This is a genomic window from Modestobacter sp. NPDC049651, from assembly GCF_040659695.1.
GTDB lineage: Bacteria > Actinomycetota > Actinomycetes > Mycobacteriales > Geodermatophilaceae > Modestobacter.
Window position 1 is genome coordinate 129018 of record NZ_JBFAOG010000003.1, and the last position, 23366, is coordinate 152383.

Here is a 23366-nt window from a genome sequence, read left to right on the forward strand (position 1 = left end):
CTGGATGTCCCGCCCCACCCTGCACAGCGCCGCCGTCCGCGGCGCCGCCCTGCTGGCCGCCGCACTCGTCGTCACCAGCTGCGGCTCCGACTCCGGCGACGACAGCAGCAGCGGGGGCTCCGGCAGCGCAGCCGGCGGGGCCTTCCCGGTCTCCGTCGAGACCGCGTTCGGCACCGTCGAGGTGGAGAGCCAGCCGAAGCGGGTCGTCGCACTCGGCTGGTCCGACGCCGAGACCGCGCTCGCCCTGGGCGTGCAGCCGGTCGGCGCGAGCGACTGGCTCGGCTTCGGCGGCGAGGGCGTCGGCCCGTGGGCGGAGGGGCGGTACGACAAGGCGCCGAAGCTGATCGGCACCCTCGAGCCGAGCTTCGAGGAGATCGCGGCGCTCAAGCCCGACCTGATCCTCGACACCCGCTCCAGCGCCGACAAGGCGCGCTACGAGCAGCTGTCCAAGATCGCCCCGACCATCGAGCCGCCGAAGGGCGTCGGCCCCTACCTGACCAGCTGGGAGCAGCAGCTGGACATGGTGGGCAAGGCGCTGGGCAAGAGCGACGAGGCCGCCGACCTCAAGGCCGACGTCGAGCAGGCGTTCGCCCAGGCCACGCAGGCGCACCCCGAGTTCGCCGGCAAGTCGGTCGTCGTCGGCACCCGCACGTCGGAGGGCTACGGCGCCTACGTCGAGGGCGACTCGCGGGTCGACTTCATGCAGCAGCTGGGCTTCACCAACGCCCCGGCGGTGCAGGACCTCTCCGACGGCACGAGCTTCTCGGTGACCATCAGCAACGAGCAGCTCCCGCTGCTGGACGCCGACCTGACCGTCATGTTCCCGATCTTCATCGACGCGAGCACCATCACCGGCGACCCGCTGTTCCAGGCCGTGCCCTCGGTGCAGGCCGGCCACTCCGTGGTGCTGACCGACACGGACCTGGTCAACGCGTTCTCCAGCGGGAACGCGCTGGGCATCCGGTACGCGCTCGACAAGGCCGTCCCGGAGTTCGCCGTCGCGCTGGCGAAGTGACCCCGCGCCGGGCGGCTGGGAGTCAGGCCCGCAGCCGCCCGGCGTCGTCCACCGACCAGCTCCGCACCGCCGCGACCAGACGGTCCACGAGGTCCTCGAGCTGCGCCCGCCCCTCGGCCGCCGACGCGCCGGCCGGGTCGCCGAGGACGCCGTCCGGGCTCACCCCGCGCACCCCCTCGGCGCGCAGCCGCGGCAGCAGCTCCGCCAGCGGCTCGGTCGCCCCCGCCGCCGCCAGCTCCTCCCGCACCCCACCCGGTTCCACGTGCAACATCAGCGACGTCTCGCTCCGCCCGGCGTGCGGGTCGGCGCCGGCGACCGCGCACGGGAACCAGGCGACGTCCCGGCCCTCGTAGCGCAGCAGCGGCACCGCGTCCCGCAGCGCCTCCAGGTTGCCGCCGTGGCCGTTCACCACCAGCAGCCGCCCCGCCCACCGGCCCGCGGAGCGCCCGTACTCGACCAGCAGCGCGGTCAGCGCCGCCGTCCCGATCGAGATCGTGCCGGGGAACCCCTCGTGCTCGCCGCTCGCGCCATAGGCCAGCGCGGGCGCGAGCAGCGCGCCGGGCAGCCGTGGGGCGGCGGACCCGGCCACCGCGGTGGCCACCGCCGTGTCGGTGGCCAGCGGCAGGTGCCGGCCGTGCTGCTCGACCGAACCGAGCGGGACGACGACCAGCGGACGCCCCTCCGCGTCGGGCCAGGTGAGGTCGGCGAGCCGGGGGACGTCCACCGGGGCACCCTGTCAGACGACTCCCCGGTGCACATCACGTTGCCCCGGGTGGGTGCCGCCGGGTATCCACGTGGGGCACGCCACCCAGCCAGCGGTGGTCCGGTCGACGACGAGAGCAGGGGCCCGTGACCGAGGGCGGCTGGCTGCCGGACCGGCGGCGGCGGGAGGACCTCCCCGAGCCCGACTTCGCCCGCGTCTTCGACGTGGCGCCGGCGCCGTTCCTGCTGCTGACACCGGACTTCGTCATCGTGCACGCGAACCGGGCCCGGCTGGCGGCCACCTCGACCACGCTCGCGGAGAACGTCGGCCGGCACCTGTTCGAGCTGTTCCCGCAGAACCCCGACGACCCCGCCGCTGACGGCATCGCGAACATGGCTGCCTCGCTGGCGCTGGCCCGGGACACCAAGCAGCCGGTCACCATGCCCATCCAGAAGCACGACATCCGGCTGCCCGACGGCACGTACGTGGCGCGCTTCTGGGCGCCGTGGAACGTCCCGGTCCTGGACGACGACGGCGAGGTCGTGCTGCTGCTGCACCGCTCCGACGACATCACCGCCTACGTCGACGACCGGGAGGCGGCCCGCCGGGAGGTCGCCCACGAGCAGCACCGCGCCGACCAGGTGGAGTCCGACCTGTTCGTGCGGACCCGTGAGCTGGAGCGGCTCAACGCCCGGCTGCGCGGCACCAACGAGCGCGAGCGGCGCACCGCGCAGCAGCTGGCCGGGCTGGCGGCGACGGTCTCCGCGCTGGCGGCGGCCGACACCGTCGACGAGCTGGTGCAGCTGATGTTCGAGCGCAGCGAGGCCTCGCTCGGGGCGCGGGCCACCAACGTCTCACTGCTCGGCCCCGACCGCCGCTCGCTGGCCCTGCACGACTCGGTGGGCAGCGAGCTGGCCACCGGCACGTTCGGCGACCTGACCGTCGGATCGCCGCTGCCGATGGCGGTGGCCGCGACCGGCCGGGCGGTCTTCGTCGGCGACGCCGACCGGGAGGGGCCGACCGACCCCCACAGCCAGCAGGTGCGGGCCGCGCTCGGCGTCCGGTCGTGGGCGGCGCTGCCGCTGCGCAGCGGCGGGCGGCTGCTCGGCTCCTGGACGGTCGGCTGGACCGGGCCGTCGGTGTTCGACGGCGACACGGTGCGGGTGCTGGAGGCCTACGCCGCGCAGTGCGCGCAGGCGCTGGACCGGGTCGGCCGGCTGGTCGAGGAGCGCCGCCGGGCCAGCGCCACCCGCACCCTCGCCGAGACGCTGCAGCGGTCGCTGCTCACCGACCCGCCGCAGGTCGCCCACCTGCGGATCAACGTCCGCTACCGCCCGGCCGCGGCGGAGGCCCAGGTCGGCGGGGACTGGTACGACGCGTTCCTCAGCCCGGACGGCGCCACCACGCTCGCGGTCGGCGACGTCACCGGCCACGACTGGACGGCGGCCGCGGTGATGGGCCAGGTGCGCAACCTGCTGCGCGGGGTGGCGCACGCCCTCGACGCCCCGCCGGCCACCACGCTGACGGCCCTGGACCGGGCGATGCGCGACCTGGACGTCGGCACCCTGGCCACCGCCCTGCTGGCCCGGGTCGAGCAGCCGGCCGGGAGTGCCGACAGCAGCGCCCGGGTGCTGCGCTGGTCGTGCGCGGGGCACCTGCCGCCGCTGCTGGTGCGCGCGAACGGCCGGGCGCAGCTGCTCCGCCGCGAGGTCGACCTGCTGCTGGGCGTCGACCCGTCGACCCGCCGCCGCGACCACGAGGTCACGCTGCTGCCCGGCGACACCGTGGTGCTCTACACCGACGGCCTGGTGGAGCGCCGCGACGCGACCCTGGACGACGGGCTGGCCCGGCTGGTGGCCGCCGGGCGGGGGCTGGCCACGGTGCCGGTCGAGGAGGTCTGCGACCGGCTCATGGCCGGCATGGCGCCCGACCTCGCCGACGACATCGCACTGGTCACCCTCCGCGTGGAGGCATGAGCGAGCCCGGGCCCGGGCACGGTGAGGTCATGACGACCGAGAGCACGCAGAAGGTCGCCGAGCTGCTGAAGGACGAGCGGATCGGCGCGTTCACCACCACCGCCCCCGACGGCACGCTGATCAGCCGGCCGATGGCCATGCAGGAGGTCGAGTTCGACGGCGACCTCTGGTTCTTCGCCGCCCGCGACTCCCGCAAGGTCGCCCACGTCACCGTGAACCCGCAGGTGAACGTGGCGACCTCGGGCAGCTCCAGCTGGGTGTCGCTGACCGGGCACGCCGTCGTCGTCGACGACCTGGCGAAGAAGAAGGAGCTGTGGAGCAAGGTCGTGGAGGCCTGGTTCCCCGACGGCCCCGAGGACCCGAACGTGGTGCTGCTGCGGGTCGAGGCGGCGTCGGCCGAGTACTGGGACTCCCCCGGCGGCCGGCTCGCCAGCGCGGTGAGCTTCGCCAAGGCCAAGCTGACCGGGCAGAGCTACCAGGCGGAGAACGAGCGGGTCGAGCTGTAGCCGCCGTCCCCCCGCACCAACGGCTGTCCGTCCGCGGCAACGCTGGTGCGGGGGGACAGCCGGTGATCAGGTGACCTGATCACCGCTGGGGTCAGGGCGCGAAGACGGCGGCCAGCGCGGCAGGCACGTCGCGGTGGTCGCGCACCAGCCGGCACCGGCCCCGGCCGGCCCGGGCGAGGTCGCGGCCCAGCTCGACGTCCTTCTCACCGGAGACGTCGAGCAGCACGTCGAGCCGGGGCAGCCGGGCCGCGGTCAGCCGCGGGTCGGGGCCGGCGTTGTGCACGCAGTCGCTGAGCAGCAGCACCCGGGCGTCGCGGGGCGGTACCCCGGCGAGCTGCCGGGCGGCGGTCTCCAGCGCGAACGTGACGTTGGTGAGGCCCTGGGTGGGCACCCGCAGCAGCAGGTCCAGCACCGCCAGCGGGGCGACCTGCTCCCCGCGGCGCACCAGCACCGCGGCGTCGGACCAGAAGGCGACGACGGCGAGGGAGTCCCGGGCCAGCTCGCCGGCCAGCGCACCCACGGTGGCGGCCGCGGTGCGCACCCGCTCGCCCTTCATCGACCCCGACACGTCGACCACCAGCACCACCGACCGGCGCTGCCGGACCCGCTCGCGGACGACGACGTCGGTCTCCTCCGGGTAGGGCTCCCCGGCGATCGCGTCGAGGGTGCGCTCGAGGTCCAGCTCGTCGGACCCGCCCGACCACGGCAGGCTGACCAGCTCCCCCACCCCGCGCCGGGGACGGCGGTCGGCCGGCGGCCGCGGCACCGCGAGCCGGCGGGCGATCTGCCGGGCGCGGGCCCGGGTCAGCCGGTCGGCGTCGCTCTCCGCGGTCAGGTCGGCCAGCGCCACCAGCTCGGCGGGCTCGTCCGTCGTCCCGGCGGCCGTGCCGCCGGGGCGGGACGGACCGGTCCGGCCGCGGCGGCGGTCACCGGACGACAGCGCCAGGCCCGCTCCCCCGCGGGCCGGCTCGTACAGCGCCGGGGCCTCGGTGAGCTGTTTGGGACGCCGTCGCAGCGGCCGCGTGCCGCGGGTCCGGCCGGTGCCGCGGCGGGTCAGCGGCGAGTCGGCCTCGACCGCTCTTCAACCGGGCTCGGCGGCAGCCGGCCGGAGCAGGAAGTGGTCCTCCCAGATCTCCCGGAGCACCGCCTCGGGGGTGGTCTCCAGCGTCTCGTCGACGAACACCCGGCCGGACAGCGCCAGCAGCACGGCATCCAGGACGACGGCCGTGTACTCCTCGGGCAGCCCGCGCGGGGGCTCGACCGAGGGCTCGTCGGGCAGCGGCACCCCGCGCATCGCGGCCAGCTGCGCGGCCACCAGGGCGAGGTCGATGGCGCCGCGGACGCTGCTGCCCTGCCGGACGTCGTCCCGCTCGCGGGTGACCCGGGTGATGGCCACCGCGTCGGCGACCAGCCGCGGCGACTCGACGCCGGTGCGCCGGCCGACGATCCCCCGCTCGGCCGCGGCGTCCTGGTAGCCGATCGCCAGCCGGCACAGCCGGTCGTGCACCGACGACGACAGCCGGGTGGTGCCGATCGCGTCGTAGGGGTTCATCGAGGCGATCACCCGGAACGTCGGGCGCGCCTCGACCGTGCCGACGCGCGGCACCGCCAGCCGCCGCTCGGCCATCGCGGTGAGCAGCGTGTTGAGCGTGTCCTCCGGCGCCCGGTTGAACTCCTCGACGTAGAGGAACCCGCCCGAGCGCATCGCCTCGACCAGGGGCCCGGCCACGAAGTTGTCCGGGGAGTAGTCCTCGCGCAGCACCCGCGCCGGGTCGTGGTGGCCGACCAGCCGGGTGGGCGTGAGGTCGGCGTTGCCCTCGACGAACACCAGCGGGATGCCCCACTCGCCGGTGATCGCGCGCAGCAGCGTCGACTTCGAGGTGCCCGGCGGGCCCTCCAGCAGCACGTCGCGGCCGGCGGCCACCGCGGCCAGCAGCAGGTCCAGCTCCCGGTCGCGGCCCACCAGGTGCCGGGCCACCCGCCGGCGCACCTCGCGCACGCTCGCGCCGTCGTCCCCGGTCACCCGCCGTCCGGTGACCAGCTCGTCGTCCAGCTCTGGCTCGCTGATGTCGGCCCCCCTCCTGCCACTTTCGGCGCCGGAAGTGGTCCCACTTCCGGCGCCGAAAGGGCAACGGACTACTTGACGGTGTACCCCGCGTCGACCGGCAGCGTGACGCCGGTGATGTAGCGGGCCTCGTCGGAGACGAGGAACAGGATCGCGTTGGAGATGTCGACCGGCTCGACCCACGGGACGGGCAGCGCGTTGATCGACCGGAACACCGGTTCCGCCGACTCCCGGGTGGGGTTCGGGTTGTCGGGCTGGAACAGCCCCCACGTCTTCTCGTTCTGGATCATCACCGTGTCCACGCTGGTCGGGTGCACGGAGTTGACCCGGATCGAGTGCTGGGCGAACTCGTTGGCCAGCGTGCGCATGATCCCGACGACGCCGTGCTTGGCCGCCGTGTAGTGGATCGTGTTCGGCGTCCCCTTGAGCCCCGCGGTCGAGCTGGTGAGCACGATCGCGCCGCCCTCGCCCTGCTCGACCAGCCGCGGCAGGGCCACCTTGCAGGTGTTCCACACGCCGGTCAGGTTGATGTCGATCATCTCCCGCCAGGCGTCGTCGGTGAGCTCCAGCGCGGGCTGGATCTCGAACACCCCGGCGTTGGCCAGCACGATGTCCAGCCGGCCCAGCTGCGCGACGCCGTCGTCCAGGGCGGCCTGCAGCGCCGCGGTGTCCCGGACGTCGGCCTTGGTGGCGACGATCCGCCGGTCCAGCGCCTCGACCTGGCGCACCGTCTCGGCGAGGTCCTCCTCGGTGGCCGGCGGGTACATGCCGATCGACTCCACGGGGCCGGCGATGTCGACCGCGATGATGTCCGCGCCCTCCTGCGCCAGCCGGAGCGCGTGGCTGCGGCCCTGGCTGCGGGCCGCACCGGTGATGAACGCGACCTTGCCCTCCACCCGCCCGCTCACTTGGCCAGGATCCCTGCGTCGACGGGGAGGGTGACCCCGGTGACGTACCGGCCGTCGTCGGACACCAGGAACAGGATCGCGTTCGAGATGTCGACCGCCTCGACCATGTCGACCGGCAGCAGGTTGGTGATCGCGCCGGCGATCGACGGGTCCTCGGACAGGAACTTCTCCATCACCGGGTTGACCACCATGGGCGTGTTGACGCCGGTCGGGTGCACGGTGTTCACCCGGATCCGGTGCTGGGCCAGGGTGTTGGCGAAGGTGCGCATCAGCCCCACCACGCCGTGCTTGGCCGCGGTGTAACCCTCGCCGCCGGGGCTGTCACCGCCGATGCCCTTGAGCCCCGCGGTCGAGCTGGTCAGCACGATCGCCCCGCCGTCGCCCTGCTCGATCATGGTGGGCACCGCGGCGTGCACGGTGTTCCAGACGCCGGTGAGGTTGACGTCGATGACGTCCTGCCACGCCTGCGGGGTCTCGCTGCCCTCCCCCATGGGCGCGATGCCGGCGTTGGCCAGCACGATGTCCAGCCGGCCGAGCTGCGCGACGCCGTCCCGGACCGCGGCCTGCAGGGCCGCCGCGTCGCGGACGTCGGCCTGGGTGGCGACGATCCGCCGGTCCAGCGCCTCGACCTCCTTGACCGTCTCCTGGAGGTCCTCCGGCGTCGCCATCGGGTAGGCGACGGAGTCGATCTGCGCGCACAGGTCGACGGCGATGATGTCGGCGCCCTCCTGCGCCAGGCGTACGGCGTGGCTGCGGCCCTGGCCGCGGGCCGCGCCGGTGATGAAGGCGACCTTGCCCTCGAGCTTGCCCATTCCTGCTTCCTCTCAGCGATCCCCCGTGCGGTGGTCCCCGGCCGTGCGGCGCGCGGCCGGGCCGTGCTCCCGGCAGCGCGGACGGCGGCCGGGACGTGGGAGACGGCTCGCCGCGGGAGGCGGCGACCGCAGGGAGCGCCGGTCAGGGGTGCCAGGCGGCAGGACCGAGGCGGAACCAGTCGACGAGGGAGGAGCAGGGGACGAGCACGGCGGACGGCCGGGAGCAGGTCGGTGACGTGGTGGTCATCGAGCCCTCCTCCCGGCCGTCCGTTGTCTCAGCCCAGCTGCAGGCCGGCCAGCGGCGACTCGTCGCAGATCTTGGCGGGGATGGCGGGCATGCCCAGCAGGGTCGGCTGCCCGCGCACCGGGCCGGTGTGCGAGTGGTCGAGGTGGCTCTTCGGCTTGACCGTCGCGTCGTCGCGGGCGGCCAGCGCCGACTCGCCGTACCCCTGCACGCACTCCGGGTCGGGCCCGTCCAGCGGCAGACCGGTGAAGAACTTGGCCGCCATGCAGCCGCCGCGGCAGGCGTCGAAGTGCGCGCACTTGGTGCAGGCGCCGCCGGTCTGCGGGCTGCGCAGGTCCTGGAACAGGTCCGACTGCTGCCACACCCGCTGGAAGCCGCCCTCGTTGCGGATGTTGCCGGCGAGGAAGTTCTCGTGGATGGCGAACGGGCAGGCGTAGACGTCGCCGACCGGGTCGATCAGGCAGACCACCCGGCCCGCGCCGCACAGGTTCAGCCCCGGCAGGGCCTCACCGAACGCGGACAGGTGGAAGAACGAGTCGCCGGTCAGCACGCCGTCGCCGTTGGCCAGCAGCCACTGGTAGAGGTCGCGCTGCTGGGCCTGGGTGGGGTGCAGCTGGTCCCAGACGTCGGCCCCGCGGCCGGACGGTCGCAGCCGGGTGATCCGCAGCTGGGCGCCGTAGCGGTCGGTGAGGGCCTTGAACTCGTCGAGCTGCCCGGCGTTCTCCCGGGTGACCACCACGGAGACCTTGAAGTCCTTCATCCCGGCCTCGGCCAGGTTCTCCAGCGCGCGGGTGGCGGTGGCGAACGAGCCGGCGCCGCGGACCCGGTCGTTGACCTCGGCGGTCGCGCCGTCCAGGGAGATCTGCACGTCGACGTAGTCGGTGGCGGCGACCCGGGCGGCGTGCTTCTTGTCCAGCTTCACGCCGTTGGTGGAGAACTTGACGCCCACGTTGTGGTCGACCGCGTAGTCGAGCAGGTGCCAGAAGTCGGGCCGCACGGTGGGCTCGCCGCCGCCGATGTTCACGTAGAACACCTGCATCCGCTGCAGCTCGTCGATCACGCCCTCGGCCTCGGCCGTGGTCAGCTCACGCGGGTCGCGCCGTCCGGAGGACGACAGGCAGTGCACGCACGCCAGGTTGCAGGCGTAGGTGAGCTCCCAGGTCAGGCAGATCGGGGCGTCCAGCCCGTACTCGAACTGGTCGACCAGGCGGCCACCGGTCGGGCGCGGGGGTGCCACGGGGCGGGACGGCAGGACGGCGGTCACGCGGGGTTCCTCTCGATCATCTGCGAGCGGGCCAGGTCGGCCAGCGCCTTCACGTAGGCGGGGTGCTGCGCCTCGGGGACGTCGCAGGCGACCAGCGTCTGCACGGCGCTGGGGTGGTCGGCCAGCGACTCGACCACCCGCACGAGCTGCTTGGACTTCAGGAACGAGAGCTTGCGGTTGCCGAAGTGGTAGGCCAGCGCGCCGAACGGCTCCGGCCGCAGCGCGACCGACCGGGCACGACGCCAGGCCTGCGAGGGGTCGAAACCGGCGGTGTCGGACACGGCTGCGGCCGGAGCGGGGGTGGTCATGATCGGTACGGCCGCCGGCTCAGTAGACGCCGCACATGCCGTCGATCGAGACCTCCTCGACGAGGGACTCCTCGACGAGGGCCTCCTCGGCGCTGGGGGCCTCGGTGCGGACGTCGGTGTCGAGGGTCTCGGCCATGGTGCCTCCGGAGTGAGCTGGGTCACGGACGCCCGCGACGTTAGTGACACTGCGTGCCACCAGGCAACGACGTCTTCCGTCAGGCGGAGGACACGCGGGGACGGCGCCGACCGGCGGCAGGATGGAGCGGTGACCGAGACCCTGGCCACCGGCCCGCGGGACCTCACCCGCGCACGGATCGAGCGGGCCGCGCTCGAGCTGTTCACCCGGCACGGCTTCGAGGCCGTGCCGGCCGAGGACGTGGCCGACGCCGCGGGCATCAGCCGGCGGACGTTCTTCCGCTGCTTCCCGACCAAGGCCGACGCGGTGTGGGGTGACTTCGGCGGGCACGTGCGCCGGCTGGCCGACCTGCTGTCGGCCACCCCGGCCGGGCAGCCGGTGCTGACCTCGATCTGCGCGGCCTACGTCGAGGTGAACGACTACGGGCCCGATGACCTGCCGCTGCTGCGCCAGCGGCTGCGGCTGATCCTCACCGAGCCCGCGCTGCAGGCGCACTCCCAGGTGCGCTACGCCGAGGTCGACCGGGTGGTCGCCGAGCACGTGGCGGACCGGACCGGCGGGCGGCCCGGCGACCTGCTGCCCCGGCTGGTCGCGACCACCACCCGCGCGGCCGCGACCGCGGCGTTCGAGGCGTGGCTGGCCGACGACGAGCCCTCGCCGGCCACCGCGCTGCACCGCGCCTTCGCCGAGCTGGCCGGCGGCTTCCCGGCCCTGCGCTGACGCAGTGGAGTGCCCGGGCGCGGGAACCCCGCCCGTGGCACTCCGCTGCGGAGGTCAGCTGCCCTTCTGGGCCACCCCGCGCAGCACCTCGGACGCCCGCTGCTGCTCGCCGGCGTAGGAGCTGACGACCACCAGCGCACCGGTCAGCGCAGGCACGACCCACTGCAGGCTGTCCAGCTGCGCCTGGGCCACCGCGATGTCGGCCTTCGCCCGCTTCGAGGGCTTGGTGGCCTTCTTCGACGGGGTGGCCCCGCCCTGCGAGACCCGCTGGCCGAGCACCCGGCTGTAGGCGGTGACGCCGAGCGCAGCGGCGGTGAGCGCGGTCTTGAGCACCGAGAGCGAGCCGGCGCCCTGCTGCTGCGCCACCCGCCCGCGGTTGCCGATCAGCTGGCCGACGCTGCCGACCAGGTGGGCGCCGATCGCGGCGGCGTTCACCGGCGTCCAGCGGTCCCAGCCGGCGTTGGCGATGGCGCCGGTGCGGGAGTCGCTGCCGGCCTCGGCGGAGGCGGGGTTGAGCGCCACGGCATTGGCGAGCGTGCCGCCGAACCAGGCGGCGAGGCCGACGTCGTGCAGTGAGCGGGAGAGCGTGTTGCGGGCCATCGGGACTCCTGGGGTCGAGGACGGGCGCGGGTGGTGCGCGATCCGATGTGAGGCCAGCTACCCGCCCCGGGCCGGTCCACGCACGGAAACGGGCCTGTCCGGTTCTGCCGGACCGCCGGGCGGGCGGCGATCGGGGCAGCTCGGGGCAGGGCACGGGGGCAGCCGCCGCGGGCACCGGTAGCAGACTGCCCCGGTGACCGAGAGCCTGACGCACGCCGACTCGATCGTCGTCGCCACCACCGCCGACGCCCTGTACGACCTGGTCTCCGACGTGACCCGGACCGGCGAGTGGAGCCCGGTGTGCACCGGCTGCTGGTGGGACGAGGGCGCGGACGGGCAGGTCGGTGACTGGTTCACCGGCCGCAACGAGGTGCCCGGCCGCACCTGGGAGACCCGCAGCCAGGTGGTCGCCGCCGAGCGGGGGCGGGAGTTCGCCTGGCTGGTCGGCGGCCGGCTGGTGCGCTGGGGCTTCACGATGGAGCCGGCGGCCGGGGGCACCCGGCTGACCGAGTCGTGGGAGTTCCTCCCCGCCGGGCAGCAGCTGTTCGCCGAGCGCTACGGCGACCAGGCCGCGGCGCAGGTCGCCGACCGCACCCGCGCCGCCCACGAGGGCATCCCGGCCACCCTCGCCGCGATCAAGCGCATCGCCGAGAGGTGAGTGGAGTCCCAGCGCATCGTCTCCCGAGCGCTGGGACTCCACTCAGCCGGCGGTGAACGCGCGCAGGCCGTCCAGCAGCCGGTCGACGTCCGCGTCGTCGTTGTACGGCGCGAGCCCCACGCGCAGCCCGCCGTCGTCGCCGAGCCCCAGGTGCCGGGACGCCTCGATGGCGTAGAAGCTGCCGGCCGGGGCGTTCACGCCGCGGTCGGCGAGCAGGGCTGAGGCGTCGGCGGCGGACCGGCCGGCGAAGGTGAGCAGCAGCGTGGGGGTGCGGTGGGCGGCCCGGGACCACACGGTCACGCCGGGCAGCGCGGCGACGCCCTCCTCGATCCGCTCGCGCAGCCGGTCCTCGTGCTCCTCGACGACGGCCAGCGCGGTCAGCAGCCGGGCCCGCCGGTCGCCCTCCGCGCCGGCCAGGCCGGCGAGGAAGTCGATGGCCGCGGTGGTGCCGGCGAGCAGCTCGTAGGGCAGGGTGCCCAGCTCGAACCGCTCGGGGACGGCGTCGGTCGAGGGCAGCAGCTTGTCCGGGTGCAGCGTCTCCAGCAGCGCGGGCGCGGCGACCAGGCAGCCCAGGTGCGGGCCGAGGAACTTGTACGGCGAGCAGACGTAGAGGTCCGCTCCCAGCGCCGCGACGTCGACCGGGGCGTGCGCGGTGAGGTGCACGCCGTCCACCCACACCAGCGCGCCGGCGTCGTGGGCGAGCGCGCTGATCGCGGCGACGTCCGGGCGGGTGCCGATCAGGTTGGACGCGCCGGTGACCGCGACCAGCCGGGTGCGGCCGGACAGCAGGGCGCCGACCGCCGCGGGGTCGAGCTCACCGGTGGCCGGGTCGAAGTCCGCCCAGCGCACCGTGGCGCCCCGTGCCACGGCGGCCTGCACCCACGGCCGCACGTTGGCGTCGTGGTCGAGCCGGGTGACCACCACCTCGTCGCCGGGTCCCCAGCCCGCGGCCAGCACCCGGGAGAACTCGTAGGTCAGCGCGGTGGCGCTGCGCCCGAAGACGACGCCGCCCGGGTCGCCGCCGGTCAGGTCGGCCACCGCCTGCCGCGCCGAGCGGACGACCTCGTCGGCGAACCGGGCCGCCGGGGTCACGGTGCCGCGGTTGGCGATCGGCGCGGTCAGCGTCGCGGCCACCGCCCGGGCGACCGGCTCGGGCACCTGCGAGCCACCCGGCCCGTCGAAGTGCGCGGCACCGGCCCGCAGGGCCGGGAAGGACGAGCGGACGGCGGCGACGTCGAGGGGCACCCGCCGATCCTCCGTCACCGGGCGACGGCGGCCACCACCCGGTCCGGGCGCACCAGCACCGCCTGCCGTTGGACGCCTACTCCGCAGCTCCACCTGAGCGCTTGGAACTGGTCCAGCTGACTTGCCGAGCGTACTGCGCCCCCTCTGAGGCGAAGCTGTAGAAAATAGTTGTCTTGAGCTCGACGAGCTTGTCGGCGGGCTGGTCGGGATCCAAGGAGAAAGACATGAGTTCTCCCTTGTGCAATCGGTGGGGAACCTCGCTCGGCGGGTTGAGTGCCACCTGATCGCGCACGCTTTCCGTGAATCGGGCGTCGTCCGAACTCCGCCGCCCAACGGAATCAAGTCGACAGGCATGAACATAGACGGCCGCACCGCGACCGGTGATGTCGACGCCCGAAAAGCGCATAACCGGCGTGAGATCGATCGTTGCATCCGGATCGGGGCTACCCGACGCCTTCGCCTGCTCAAGCAGATCCCGGACTTTTCCTAGCGTGGTACCCAATCGGGGCTCCACACCGAACTCCACCTCGACGGATGCTTCAGTGGCCGCAACCGCCGCGAGGCTCGCCTCTGCAGCTATGCGTGCTTGCTCGGCGGACGCCGCGTTCGCCTCGGCTACTTGCCGAGTGAGGAAGGCGTACCAGGTGGTTACCCCCAACAAGACTAGCGTGCTGACGAGCGTGATTAGGGAACCCCAGTCCCCGACCCAACGTTGCATTCCAACATCCTGCACGCGGAACGCCGACCGGGTCGATCGACATGCCGCAATGCCTATCCCCGTTGCGGGTCAATCGCCATTCTGGGAATAGATGCTGTGATCGGCTGACGCGGGCGCTCGAAGAACGGCGGCCACCACCCGGTCCGGCCGCACCAGCACCGACCGCCCGCGCAGCCACCGCACCAGCTCGGGCGAGCCCACCTCGCCGGCGTGCAGCACCCGGCCCGGCCAGCCCGCCGGGGCCCGGCCGCTGCTCAGCACCGCCCAGCCGTCGCCGAGGACGTCGTCCAGCCGGCCCGGCCCGGCCACCGGGAACTGCGGCAGCAGCGCACCGACCGGCGAGCCCGGCGCGAACCGGGGCCGGCGCACCAGCGGACCCGGCCGCAGCGGCGGGGTCCGGCTGGAGGAGGCGAACGCCGACAGCCCCGGCGTGGCCTGCACCCCGGCCAGCACCACCCGGCGGACGACCGCCGCCGGGTCGCCGCCGCCGGTCATCAGCCGGCCGAGCAGCACCGCCAGCCGCACCAGCGCCCGGGCGTGCGGGGCCCGCTCGGCCTGGTGGGTGTCCAGCAGCGCGTCGTCCGCCCCGGCGAGCACGGCGGCGAGCTTCCAGCTGAGCTGGTGGGCGTCCCGCAGGCCCAGACCCAGGCCCTGGCCGATGAACGGCGGGGTGAGGTGCGCGGCGTCGCCGCACAGCAGCACCCGGCCGGACCGCCAGCGGTCGGCCACCTGGGCGGCGTAGGTGTACTCGGCCGCGCGGACGACCTCGGCGCCGGCGACGCCGAACCGGCCCAGCAGCACCGGCAGGTCCAGGTCGGCGGCGGTCTCACCGGCCAGCAGCCGGAACTCGGCGCGGTACCGGTCACCGGCGACCGGCATGAAGGTGGCCGGCCGGTGCGGGTCGCACACCTGCAGCACCCCGGGCCACACGTCCAGCGGGCCGGCGGCCACCAGGTCCACGACCAGCCAGCGCTCGGCCGGGCCCAGGTCGCGCATCCGCGCGCCGATCGACCGGCGGACGACGCTGCGCGCCCCGTCGCAGCCGAGCACGGCCTCCGCGGTCAGCACCTCGCGCGCCCCGGTCGCCCGGTCGGCCAGCGTGAGACGGACCGGTCCACCGGGCTGTTCCACGTGCAACACCTCGACGTCCAGCACCTCTACCCCGCCGCGCAGCACCGCCGCGGGCTCGGCGGCCAGCGCGTCGCGGAGCAGCACCTCCAGGTCGGGCTGGGTGAACATCGACCCCTCCGGCCAGCCCGAGCGGCCGCTGCCCCGGGGGAACTCGGCCAGCGTGCGCCCGGCGCCGTCGACCAGGCGCAGGCCCGCCATCGGCCGGCTGATCGCGGTGAACGCGTCGGCCACCCCGGCGTCCTGCAGCACCCGCAGGCACTCGTCGTCCAGGTGCACCGCCCGCGGCTGCGGGTAGACCGCCGGGTGCCGGTCCAGCACGACGACCTGGACGCCGCGGCGGGCGAGCAGCAGCGCGGCGGTCACGCCGACCGGGCCGGCGCCGACCACCACCACCGTCACGCCGTGCAGTCTCCCCGACGGGCGGGTCACCCCTTGAGGGGAACTCCTGGTCGCCGGGTCCGACCGTGCGCCGGAGCTGCCGATGGAGCACCGTGTCCACGGTGGCGGTGAGAGCGGGCGACGACGCCCCGGGCGGTCGGCGCAGCCGGCCGGCCGATCCCGCGCGCGCCCTGCTCGAGGCCGAGGTCGCCGAGCTGGAGACGCTGCCGCGGTTCGACCGCGACGGCGCCTCCGTGCGCGCCGACGCGGCACTGGCCGCGGCCCGCGCCGCCGGCCTGACCGAGCTCGAGCGGCGCGCCCAGCTGGTGCAGGCCGAGGTCCTGCAGCGCCGCGGTCGGCTCTCGGACGCCGGGCGGCTGGCCCAGCAGGTGCTCAAGTGGGCCACGGAGCAGGGCTCCACCCACCTCCTCGCCCGCGGCCACTACGTGCTGCAGGCGGTCTTCCTCGACCTCGGCGACCTGTCGCTGGCGCTGGAGCACTCGGTGCGGGCCGTCGAGCTGCTCCCCGAGTCCGCCCCCGGCCCGCTGCGCTTCGACCACCTCTGCCGGCTGGCCGACTGCCTGGGTCTCAACGGCGACCTGGCCGCGGCCCGCGAGCGCTACCCGGCGGCCCTGCGGCTGGCCGAGCGGCTCGGCGACGTCGACCGGCAGCTCGTCGTGGTCAACAACTGGGCCTACGTCGAGGCGCAGCACGGCGACGCCGAGGCGGCGCTGGCGCTGAGCACCCAGCTCCAGGAGCTGTCCGCGGCCGCCGGCCGCTCCCTCCACGTGGGCCGGCTGGACACCGTCGCGCGCACGCTCATGCGGCTGGGCCGCCTCGAGGAGGCCGAGCAGGTGCTGCAGCCGGGGCTGGACCCCACGCTGCAGCGCGCCTCCTCCGACGGCGACGCCGGGGCCGACTGCCTGCTCACCCTCGCCGAGGTGCAGCGCCGGCTGGGCCGGCTGGGCCAGGCGCAGGAGACGCTGGCCGCCTGCGTGCGCATCTGCGAGGAGCTGGGCCTGGGCACCATCCGGGTGCACGCCCGGCAGGAGCAGGCCGAGCTGCACGCGGCCACCGGCGACTTCCGCAGCGCGTACGAGGAGCACAAGGCCTACGCCCGCGAGGCGATGCAGCTGCAGTCCGACGAGCGCGACGCGCGCGCCCGCACGCTGCAGGCCGTCTACGAGGCCACCGAGGCCCGCCGGCAGAGCCGCCGCTACCGCGAGCTGTCGCTGCGCGACCCGCTGACCGGCCTGTACAACCGCCGCTTCGTCGACGAGGAGCTCCCCCGGCTGCTCGCCGCGAGCGCCGGTGGCCGGGCCACCGCCACCGTCGCGCTGCTGGACCTCGACCACTTCAAGCGGGTCAACGACACGTGCTCGCACGACGTCGGCGACGAGGTGCTGCGCGCGGTCGCCCGCCTGGTGGACGACGCCTCCGCCGCGGGCCCCGAGGGCTCGTTCGCCGCCCGGATGGGCGGGGAGGAGTTCCTGCTGGTGCTCGGCGACGGCGACCGGGAGACCACCACCGGCCGGCTGGACGCGCTGCGCCGCGCGATCGCCGCCCACCCCTGGACCGAGCTGACCGGCGCGCTGCCGGTCACCGCCAGCATCGGCGCGGCCAGCGGGCCGGCCTGGCAGCAGCCCGACGCCGCGCAGCTGCTCGGCCGGGCCGACGCCTGCCTCTACCGGGCCAAGCGCACCGGCCGGGACCGCGTCGTCACCGACCTCGTCTGACCCCCCGCCCGGCCACCCCGCCGACCAGCGACTTCCCTGCCTGCGGAAGACCGCTTCCCGAGGTGTGACGCCTGCCATAGCGTGCGGACGACGGGGCGATGCCGCCCCGACGACCGGGGCCCTCGACGACGAGCCCCCGGTGCACTGCGACGAGGGAGTCCCCGTGCCCGTGCCCACCCGTGGCGCCGTCCTGCGCTCCGCCCCCGGCAAGTGGGAGGTCACCGACCTGCTCGCCGACGACCCGCAGGTCGGCGAGATCCAGGTGAAGCTGGCCGTCGCCGGCCTGTGCCACTCCGACGACCACATCGCCACCGGCGACATGCCCCAGGGCCACTACCCGATCGTCGGCGGCCACGAGGGCGCCGGCGTGGTCACCGCGGTCGGGCCGGGGGTGCGCGACATCGCCGAGGGCGACCACGTCGTCTTCTCCTTCCTGCCGGCCTGCGGGCGCTGCCGCTGGTGCGCCACCGGCAAGCAGTACCTGTGCGACTCCGGCGCCAACATCGGCATCGGCTCCCGCTGGGACGACCCGGAGAGCTTCCGGATGGGGCTGACCGACGGCACCCGCGCCGGCCAGATGTGCGGCCTGGGCAGCTTCAGCGAGCTGACCACGATCGACGTCCGGTCGGCGGTGAAGATCTCCCCCGACGTGCCGATGGACGTCGCCGCGCTGGTCTCCTGCGGCGTGGGCACCGGGTTCGGCACCGCCACCCAGGCCGGGGCGGTCGAGCCGGGCGAGACGGTGATCGTGATGGGCATCGGCGGCATCGGCATCAACGCCGTGCAGGGCGCGGCGTTCGCCGGGGCCAGCCACGTCATCGCCGTCGACCCGGTGCCGTTCAAGCAGGAGAAGGCCCGCGAGTTCGGCGCCACCCACGCCTTCGGCGACATCGCCGAGGCCGCCGACTTCGCCCGCAGCGTCACCAACGGCCAGGGCGCGGACAAGGCGCTGGTCACCGTGGGCGTCACCACCGGCGAGCACGTCGCGCAGGCGCTGAACGCCGTCCGCAAGGCCGGCGTCGTGGTGGTCACCGGGCTCGGCCCGGTGTCGGCCGTGGGCCTGCCGATCTCCTCGATGGACTTCACGCTGTTCGGCAAGGAGATCAAGGGCGCGCTGTTCGGCGACCAGAACCCGACCACCGACATCCCGCGGATGATCCGGCTGTGGCAGGAGGGCCACCTCAAGCTCGACGGCCTGATCACCAACCGGTACTCCCTCGACGACATCAACACCGGCTACGAGGACATGCACGCCGGCAAGAACATCCGCGGCGTGCTGGCCTTCGACTGATGACGACCTCGGCTCCCGCCCCCGCCGTGGGCACGGCCGCCGCGCTCGACGCCGTCGGCATGGTGCGCACCGCCCGCGAGCGCGTCGTGTCGCGGGTGCGGGAGGCCGAGGTGGTCGCGGCCGCGCTGTCGGCCGGCCGCAACGTCGTCCTGGAGGGCCCGCCGGGCACCGGCAAGACGACGCTGCTGCGGGCGCTGGCCGACGGCGCCGGCGTGCCGCTGGTGCTGGTGGAGGGCAACGCGGAGCTGACCCCGACCCGGCTGATCGGCCACCACGACGCCTCCCGGGTGCTGGTCGAGGACTACCGCCCGGAGAACTTCGTGCCCGGCCCGCTCACCCGGGCGATGACCGAGGGCGCGCTGCTCTACGTGGAGGAGTTCAACCGGGTCCCCGAGGAGACGATGAACGTGCTGCTCGGGGTGCTCTCCGAGCGCGAGATGCACGTGCCGCGGTACGGCCGGGTGCCGGCCCGGCCGACGTTCCGGCTGGTCGCGGCGATGAACCCGTTCGACGCCGTGGGCACCGCCCGGATCACCCCGGCGCTGTACGACCGCTCCTGCCGAGTGGCGATGGGCTACCAGGACGAGGACGCCGAGCGGGCCGTGGTGGCCGCGGCCAGCGGCGGGCCGGCGGCGCTGGTCGCCCGCGCCGTCCGGGCGGTGCGCAGCACCCGCGACCACCCGGAGCTGCGCATCGGCGCGTCGGTGCGCGGAGCCATCGACACCGTGCTCATCGCCGGCGAGCTCGCCACCGTGCGCGGCGGCGCCGACGACTCGGTCGGCGAGGACGCCGCGCTGGCCGCCCTCACCGGCAAGGTGACGCTGGGCGACGGCGTCGCCCGCCCGGTCGAGCAGGTGGTGCTCGACATCTGGCGGCGGGCCGGTGAGGAGCCGGGAAAAGCCTGAGCCCGGCGGACGACGAGCCACCGGGCGACGCCGCCCCGCCGCCCGGCGCGTCCGACGACGCCGCAGACCCGACCGCTGAGGACCCTGCTGCCGAGGACCCCGCTGCCGAGGACCCTGCTGCCGAGGACCCCGCCGACCCGCCGGACCCGGCCCCCGCGCCGGACGACGACGCCCCGCCGCCGGTGCCCGGCGCCGGGCTGGCCGAGCCGCCGGGCCGGCGCCCCACCCAGCCGTCGCTGGTGCGCGACCAGGAGGACGTCGACCGGCTGCTGCGCCAGACGCCCACCCGGAAGGCCGGCCGCGCCGAGCTGGCCCGCGCCCACCAGGACTTCGACCAGGTCAGCCCGCAGCTGGGCGAGCTCGACCAGACCGCGCTGGCCGACCTGGCCGCCCGCGACCCCGACGCCGCCGCCCGGCTGCTGACCGCGCTGGGCCAGGCGCTGGACCCCGCGCTGCGGGCCGCCGCCCGGGCCCTGGCGGCCCGGCTGCCGGTGACCGCGCCGCGCACCGGGCGGCCCGACCGGCCGGGCAGCCGCCGGGTGGTCACCCGCCAGGACCCCACCGGCTCCGACGTCGACCTGGACGCCACGCTGGCCGCCCGCGGCGCCGAGCCGCACTGGCGGGCCGAGCACCTGCACACCCGCGGCTGGCGGGCGACCGGCCGGGCCTGCGTGCTGCTGGTCGACGCCTCCGGATCGGTCACCGGCGACGAGCTGACCGCCGCGGTGCTCACCGCGGCCGCCCTCACCCAGCGGATGCGGCCGGGCGACGAGCTGGCGGTGATCGCCTTCTGGTCGACCGCGGTGCTCCTGCAACCGCTGTCGGCGCTGCCCCGCACCCAGCAGGTCGTGGACCGGCTGCTCGACCTGCGCGGCGGCGGCACCACCGACCTGGACCTGGCGCTGCGCTCGGCGGCCGGCCAGCTGGCGGCCACCCGCACCGCCGAGCGCGACGTGCTGCTGCTGTCCGACGGGATGCCCACCGACAGCCCCGACCCGCGCCCGGCGGCCGCCGCGCTGGCCCGCGGCGGCGCCCGGCTGCACGTGCTCGGCCTGTCCGCGGCGCCGGAGTCGGTCGGCAACTGCGCCGCGCTGGCCGCCGCGGGCGGCGGGCGGGCGGTACCGCTGCACCGGCCGTCCCAGGCGCCGGCCGCCGTCCGTGACCTGCTCGGGTGACGTCCGGGCCCGGCGCCGGTGCGCCGGGCCCGGCCCGTCGTAGGCTCCGCTGCCCCACCAGCGCCCTGACCTGCAGGAGAGCCCGTGCCCGAGACGTCGACCACCACCCCGGCCCGCCGGTCCCGGCGCCGCCGGCTGCTCGTCGGGCTCGTCGCGGCGCTGGTCGTCGTGCTCGGCGGCGTCGTCCCGGGCACCGCCTACGCGGCGGGGTTCACCAAGGCCGACGGCGGTCACGTGATCGTGGTGCGCAACGGCGGCCCGTTCGACGACAACAGCATCCGCCAGGTGATCCAGCCCAACTCCGGGCTGACCTCGACGGGGCTGTTCTCCGACGAGCACCCGTACCCGTCGACCCAGCGGAACTTCAAGGTGAGCGGGTCGAAGAACGCCGACTCCAACGAGGTGATCAACGTGCCGACCAAGGACGGCGTCCTGGTCGGCGTGGAGGGCACCTTCTACTTCGACGTCAACTACACCGACGCCGACGTGCTGCGGGCCTTCGACGACAAGTACGGCACCCGCACCTACCCCGACGCCCACGGCGACGCCACCTACGCCTGGGAGAGCGAGCAGGGCTGGAGCGCGTTCCTCAACTTCACCCTCGGCAACCTGGTGCAGAACGTGCTGCGGCAGGAGATCGGCGACGTCGAGTGCGCCGACCTGGTGGCGTCCTGCTCGCTGGCGGCCAACTCCAGCGCGCAGGCGGCGGCCGCCGCGGTCGTCGACCCGAACGCGAACGGCAACCAGACGATCAACAACGTCCAGCAGGCGGTCAACGACGGGTTCACCAAGGACGTCGACGACGTGCTGGGCGTGCCGATCCTCATCCACCCGCGGTTCGTGCTCAGCAAGGTCGACCTGCCCTCGAACGTGCAGGAGGCGATCAACAAGGCGCAGGCAGCGTTCGCCGGGGTCACCGAGTCGCAGGCCGCGCTGCAGCGCGCCCAGATCGACGCGCAGGCGGACACCGCGCGGCAGAGCGGGTACAACGGCTGTCCGACCTGCGCGCAGATCGACGTCCTCAAGGCCCTCCCGCAGGGGCTGACGACCTACGCGCCGGGCAACGGCTTCAGCGTCACCGGACAGTGAGGCACGCGCGATGGTCCTGCTCGACCTGGTGGTCCTCGGCATCCTCGTCGTGCTCGCGGTCGTCGCCTGGCAGGCGTGGCAGGACCGCCCGTCCCGCCGGTGGCCCGCGGCGGAGGCGGCGGCCCGCTGGGAGGACGCGCACGAGGCGGTCGGCGGGGTGACCCGGGTCGTCGTCCGGAAGGTCGCGCGGCTGCCCGACGGGCAGACCCGGGTGCTCGGCGAGACGGTCGTCGAGGAGATCCCCGACGGCGCGCCGGACTGGCACGAGCGGTTCAGCGCGGCCCGGCAGGTGGCCTACGACCGGGCGATCGACCTCAACGGGCCTTCGTTGTCGGGCTGACCCGCCGGGTGTGCGCCCGGCGGGCCGGCCCGGTGGCCGTCAGGCGCCCGCGGTGAAGTCCAGCGGCGACGGCGGCGCGGCGATGGTCTGCTTCTTCCCGAAGTCGCGCAGGGTCAGCGAGCTGGCCTCGTCGCCCTTGTTGTCGATCTGCAGCGGGTAGGGCGTGCCGGTGGCCGCCACGCTCAGCGCGCTGCCGTCGGCCTGGGTGACCACCACGACGTCCTGGCCGTCGACCTGGCCGGTGGTGACCTCCTGCTGCACCTCCCCGTCGCTGGGGTGGCGCAGCTCGTCGGCGAGGTCCGCCAGCGAGAAGCCGCTGAGCTCGTCGCCGACCTCGGCGGGCAGCGCCACCCACCGGCCGTCGAGCTGGCCGGCGGCCTCGGCCGGGATGCCCTGCGAGCTCCAGAAGGCCGCGGGCGCCTGGGCGTAGGTCTGCCCGCCGGTGGAGATGATCTGCACCGTCTGGCCGGCGGTGGCGATGGTGCCGCTGAGGTCGGAGCCCTGCAGCTGCAGGTCCAGCGTCACCTGCTGGCCGGCCTCGGTACCGGTGCCGGTGACGTGCACGGCGTCGACGCCGGCCAGCGCGTCGGCGGCGGCTGCGGCGACCTCGGGGCCGGTCTTGCCGGCCAGCCCGCTCTGCGCCGACGTGCTCGCGCTCGACGAGCCGCCGGCGCCGGCGGCCCGGTCGCTGTCGCCGCTCCCCCCGCAGGCGGTGAGCAGCACGGCGGCGAGGCCGGCGACGGCGATGCCCCGGAGGTGCAGGGTCGTGGTGCGCATGGATCTCCATCCGTGGACGTCGCCGCCCCGGGTCCGGGCGTGGCGGCTCCTCGATGATGACCGACGACAACGGAGCGTCGCCGATACGCAGCCGAACGTGACCTCAGCGTGACCGGAGAGCGGGGCGGACGGCGAGCCCGGCCCGGGCGGGGTCCAGCGGTACCGCGGACCGGAGCACCGCGGGACCCAGCGTCAGCACGCCGTCCGTGCGCGGCGCGCAGCGCACCCCGCCCCGGCCGCGCAGCCCGCGGTGCGCCCCGGGCGCCAGCACCAGGTCCATCCAGGCGCAGGGGTTCGCCGGCCGCCCGCCGGCGAGCACCACCTCACCACCCCCGGTGTCCAGGCCGAACAGCTGCCCGCGCAGCGCCTCGACCTCCGCGCCGCGCAGGACGACGTTGCGCCGCGGGGCCAGCGGGTCGAGCGGTCCGCTGCCGAGCTCCGCGGCCAGCGCCTCCAGCGACTCCACGGCGAGCACGGTCACCGACGCGTCGCGGTGCGCGGGGCGGCCGAAGTAGCGGTCGCCGACCACGCCGAGCCCGGCGCGCACCTCGATCCGGTCCCGGCGCTCGACGGGCAGCGCGGCCACCGCGGCGTCCGGGCGGCCGTCGTAGCGGTGCTCCGGCGCGGCGAGCAGCCCGACGACCTCGACGTCGTAGCAGTGCGACA

At 75.1% G+C, this 23366-nt stretch carries 25 protein-coding genes; 11 read left to right on the plus strand and 14 right to left on the minus strand.

Features of this window, described 5'->3' with window-relative positions; translation table 11 throughout:
- Positions 1 to 4 precede the first annotated feature (4 nt).
- Positions 5 to 1015 carry an iron-siderophore ABC transporter substrate-binding protein gene (locus AB0J00_RS06170; protein ID WP_357741711.1) on the plus strand — a complete coding sequence of 337 codons (1011 nt, stop codon included), beginning with the start codon at positions 5 to 7 and terminating at the stop codon, positions 1013 to 1015.
- A 22-nt stretch (positions 1016 to 1037) separates the two neighbouring features.
- Here the strand turns inward: AB0J00_RS06170 and mftE are convergent, their stop codons facing one another.
- Positions 1038 to 1739: a mycofactocin biosynthesis peptidyl-dipeptidase MftE gene (gene mftE / locus AB0J00_RS06175; protein WP_357741714.1), complete on the minus strand. Its 702-nt coding sequence runs from the start codon at positions 1737 to 1739 to the stop codon at positions 1038 to 1040.
- Between the two features lie 125 nt (positions 1740 to 1864).
- Here mftE and AB0J00_RS06180 point away from each other — a divergent pair, with 125 nt between their 5' ends.
- Positions 1865 to 3694: a SpoIIE family protein phosphatase gene (locus AB0J00_RS06180; protein ID WP_357741717.1), complete on the plus strand. Its 1830-nt coding sequence runs from the start codon at positions 1865 to 1867 to the stop codon at positions 3692 to 3694.
- A gap of 29 nt (positions 3695 to 3723) precedes the next feature.
- Positions 3724 to 4200 carry a pyridoxamine 5'-phosphate oxidase family protein gene (locus AB0J00_RS06185; protein WP_357741720.1) on the plus strand — a complete coding sequence of 159 codons (477 nt, stop codon included), beginning with the start codon at positions 3724 to 3726 and terminating at the stop codon, positions 4198 to 4200.
- A 91-nt stretch (positions 4201 to 4291) separates the two neighbouring features.
- On the opposite strand, the gene AB0J00_RS06190 is transcribed toward AB0J00_RS06185, so the two are convergent.
- The 7 genes from AB0J00_RS06190 to mftA form a co-directional block, all read right to left on the minus strand.
- Positions 4292 to 5050, minus strand: coding sequence for a vWA domain-containing protein (locus tag AB0J00_RS06190; RefSeq protein WP_357741723.1), 759 nt, complete (start codon positions 5048 to 5050; stop codon positions 4292 to 4294).
- 231 nt (positions 5051 to 5281) lie between these two features.
- The gene (locus tag AB0J00_RS06195; protein ID WP_357741726.1) at positions 5282 to 6223 is read right to left on the minus strand and encodes a MoxR family ATPase; all 942 of its coding nucleotides are present in this window, start codon (positions 6221 to 6223) and stop codon (positions 5282 to 5284) included.
- Positions 6224 to 6336: 113 nt separating this feature from the next.
- Positions 6337 to 7173: a mycofactocin-coupled SDR family oxidoreductase gene (locus AB0J00_RS06200; protein WP_357741729.1), complete on the minus strand. Its 837-nt coding sequence runs from the start codon at positions 7171 to 7173 to the stop codon at positions 6337 to 6339.
- Positions 7170 to 7985, minus strand: coding sequence for a mycofactocin-coupled SDR family oxidoreductase (locus AB0J00_RS06205; RefSeq protein WP_357741732.1), 816 nt, complete (start codon positions 7983 to 7985; stop codon positions 7170 to 7172). The genes AB0J00_RS06200 and AB0J00_RS06205 overlap by 4 nt, the downstream gene beginning before the upstream one ends.
- Positions 7986 to 8260: 275 nt before the next feature.
- Entirely contained in the window at positions 8261 to 9493 is a 1233-nt protein-coding gene (gene mftC, locus AB0J00_RS06210) for a mycofactocin radical SAM maturase (protein ID WP_357741734.1), read from the minus strand.
- On the minus strand, positions 9490 to 9801 hold the full coding sequence (gene mftB, locus AB0J00_RS06215; RefSeq protein WP_357741737.1) for a mycofactocin biosynthesis chaperone MftB: 312 nt from the start codon (positions 9799 to 9801) through the stop codon (positions 9490 to 9492). The genes mftC and mftB overlap by 4 nt, the downstream gene beginning before the upstream one ends.
- Before the next feature lie 19 nt (positions 9802 to 9820).
- The gene (mftA, locus tag AB0J00_RS06220; RefSeq protein ID WP_357741740.1) at positions 9821 to 9937 is read right to left on the minus strand and encodes a mycofactocin precursor MftA; all 117 of its coding nucleotides are present in this window, start codon (positions 9935 to 9937) and stop codon (positions 9821 to 9823) included.
- 129 nt (positions 9938 to 10066) lie between these two features.
- Here mftA and mftR point away from each other — a divergent pair, with 129 nt between their 5' ends.
- On the plus strand, positions 10067 to 10657 hold the full coding sequence (mftR, locus tag AB0J00_RS06225; protein WP_357741743.1) for a mycofactocin system transcriptional regulator: 591 nt from the start codon (positions 10067 to 10069) through the stop codon (positions 10655 to 10657).
- 54 nt (positions 10658 to 10711) lie between these two features.
- On the opposite strand, the gene AB0J00_RS06230 is transcribed toward mftR, so the two are convergent.
- Positions 10712 to 11257: a hypothetical protein gene (locus tag AB0J00_RS06230; RefSeq protein WP_357741745.1), complete on the minus strand. Its 546-nt coding sequence runs from the start codon at positions 11255 to 11257 to the stop codon at positions 10712 to 10714.
- A 193-nt stretch (positions 11258 to 11450) separates the two neighbouring features.
- Between AB0J00_RS06230 and AB0J00_RS06235 the strand changes: the two genes are divergently transcribed.
- A complete protein-coding gene (locus AB0J00_RS06235; RefSeq protein ID WP_357741748.1) occupies positions 11451 to 11915 on the plus strand; it encodes an SRPBCC family protein in 465 nt (154 codons plus the stop codon).
- A gap of 42 nt (positions 11916 to 11957) precedes the next feature.
- Here AB0J00_RS06235 and AB0J00_RS06240 read toward each other — a convergent pair whose 3' ends face one another.
- The 3 genes from AB0J00_RS06240 to AB0J00_RS06250 form a co-directional block, all read right to left on the minus strand.
- Positions 11958 to 13160: a cysteine desulfurase-like protein gene (locus tag AB0J00_RS06240; protein ID WP_357741750.1), complete on the minus strand. Its 1203-nt coding sequence runs from the start codon at positions 13158 to 13160 to the stop codon at positions 11958 to 11960.
- A gap of 76 nt (positions 13161 to 13236) precedes the next feature.
- Positions 13237 to 13818, minus strand: a complete 582-nt coding sequence (locus AB0J00_RS06245) for a hypothetical protein (protein ID WP_357741753.1) — start codon at positions 13816 to 13818, stop codon at positions 13237 to 13239.
- A gap of 129 nt (positions 13819 to 13947) precedes the next feature.
- Complete coding sequence (locus tag AB0J00_RS06250) at positions 13948 to 15408, minus strand: bifunctional 3-(3-hydroxy-phenyl)propionate/3-hydroxycinnamic acid hydroxylase (RefSeq protein ID WP_357741756.1); 1461 nt, start codon at positions 15406 to 15408, stop codon at positions 13948 to 13950.
- A gap of 101 nt (positions 15409 to 15509) precedes the next feature.
- Here AB0J00_RS06250 and AB0J00_RS06255 point away from each other — a divergent pair, with 101 nt between their 5' ends.
- The 6 genes from AB0J00_RS06255 to AB0J00_RS06280 all read left to right on the plus strand — a co-directional run bounded on the left by AB0J00_RS06255 (position 15510) and on the right by AB0J00_RS06280 (position 21923).
- Positions 15510 to 17123, plus strand: coding sequence for a diguanylate cyclase (locus AB0J00_RS06255; protein ID WP_357741758.1), 1614 nt, complete (start codon positions 15510 to 15512; stop codon positions 17121 to 17123).
- A 163-nt stretch (positions 17124 to 17286) separates the two neighbouring features.
- Complete coding sequence (locus AB0J00_RS06260; RefSeq protein WP_357741761.1) at positions 17287 to 18414, plus strand: NDMA-dependent alcohol dehydrogenase; 1128 nt, start codon at positions 17287 to 17289, stop codon at positions 18412 to 18414.
- Entirely contained in the window at positions 18414 to 19319 is a 906-nt protein-coding gene (locus AB0J00_RS06265; RefSeq protein WP_357741764.1) for a MoxR family ATPase, read from the plus strand. Before AB0J00_RS06260 ends, AB0J00_RS06265 begins: the two co-directional genes overlap by 1 nt.
- 182 nt (positions 19320 to 19501) lie before the next feature.
- Entirely contained in the window at positions 19502 to 20494 is a 993-nt protein-coding gene (locus tag AB0J00_RS06270) for a vWA domain-containing protein (protein ID WP_357741767.1), read from the plus strand.
- 84 nt (positions 20495 to 20578) lie between these two features.
- Positions 20579 to 21583, plus strand: coding sequence for an SPFH domain-containing protein (locus AB0J00_RS06275; RefSeq protein ID WP_357741770.1), 1005 nt, complete (start codon positions 20579 to 20581; stop codon positions 21581 to 21583).
- 10 nt (positions 21584 to 21593) lie between these two features.
- Positions 21594 to 21923, plus strand: a complete 330-nt coding sequence (locus AB0J00_RS06280; protein ID WP_357741773.1) for a hypothetical protein — start codon at positions 21594 to 21596, stop codon at positions 21921 to 21923.
- Between the two features lie 39 nt (positions 21924 to 21962).
- Here AB0J00_RS06280 and AB0J00_RS06285 read toward each other — a convergent pair whose 3' ends face one another.
- Positions 21963 to 22700: a hypothetical protein gene (locus AB0J00_RS06285; protein WP_357741776.1), complete on the minus strand. Its 738-nt coding sequence runs from the start codon at positions 22698 to 22700 to the stop codon at positions 21963 to 21965.
- A 103-nt stretch (positions 22701 to 22803) separates the two neighbouring features.
- On the minus strand, positions 22804 to 23286 hold the full coding sequence (locus AB0J00_RS06290) for an MOSC domain-containing protein (protein WP_357741779.1): 483 nt from the start codon (positions 23284 to 23286) through the stop codon (positions 22804 to 22806).
- Between the last annotated feature and the right edge of the window lie 80 nt (positions 23287 to 23366).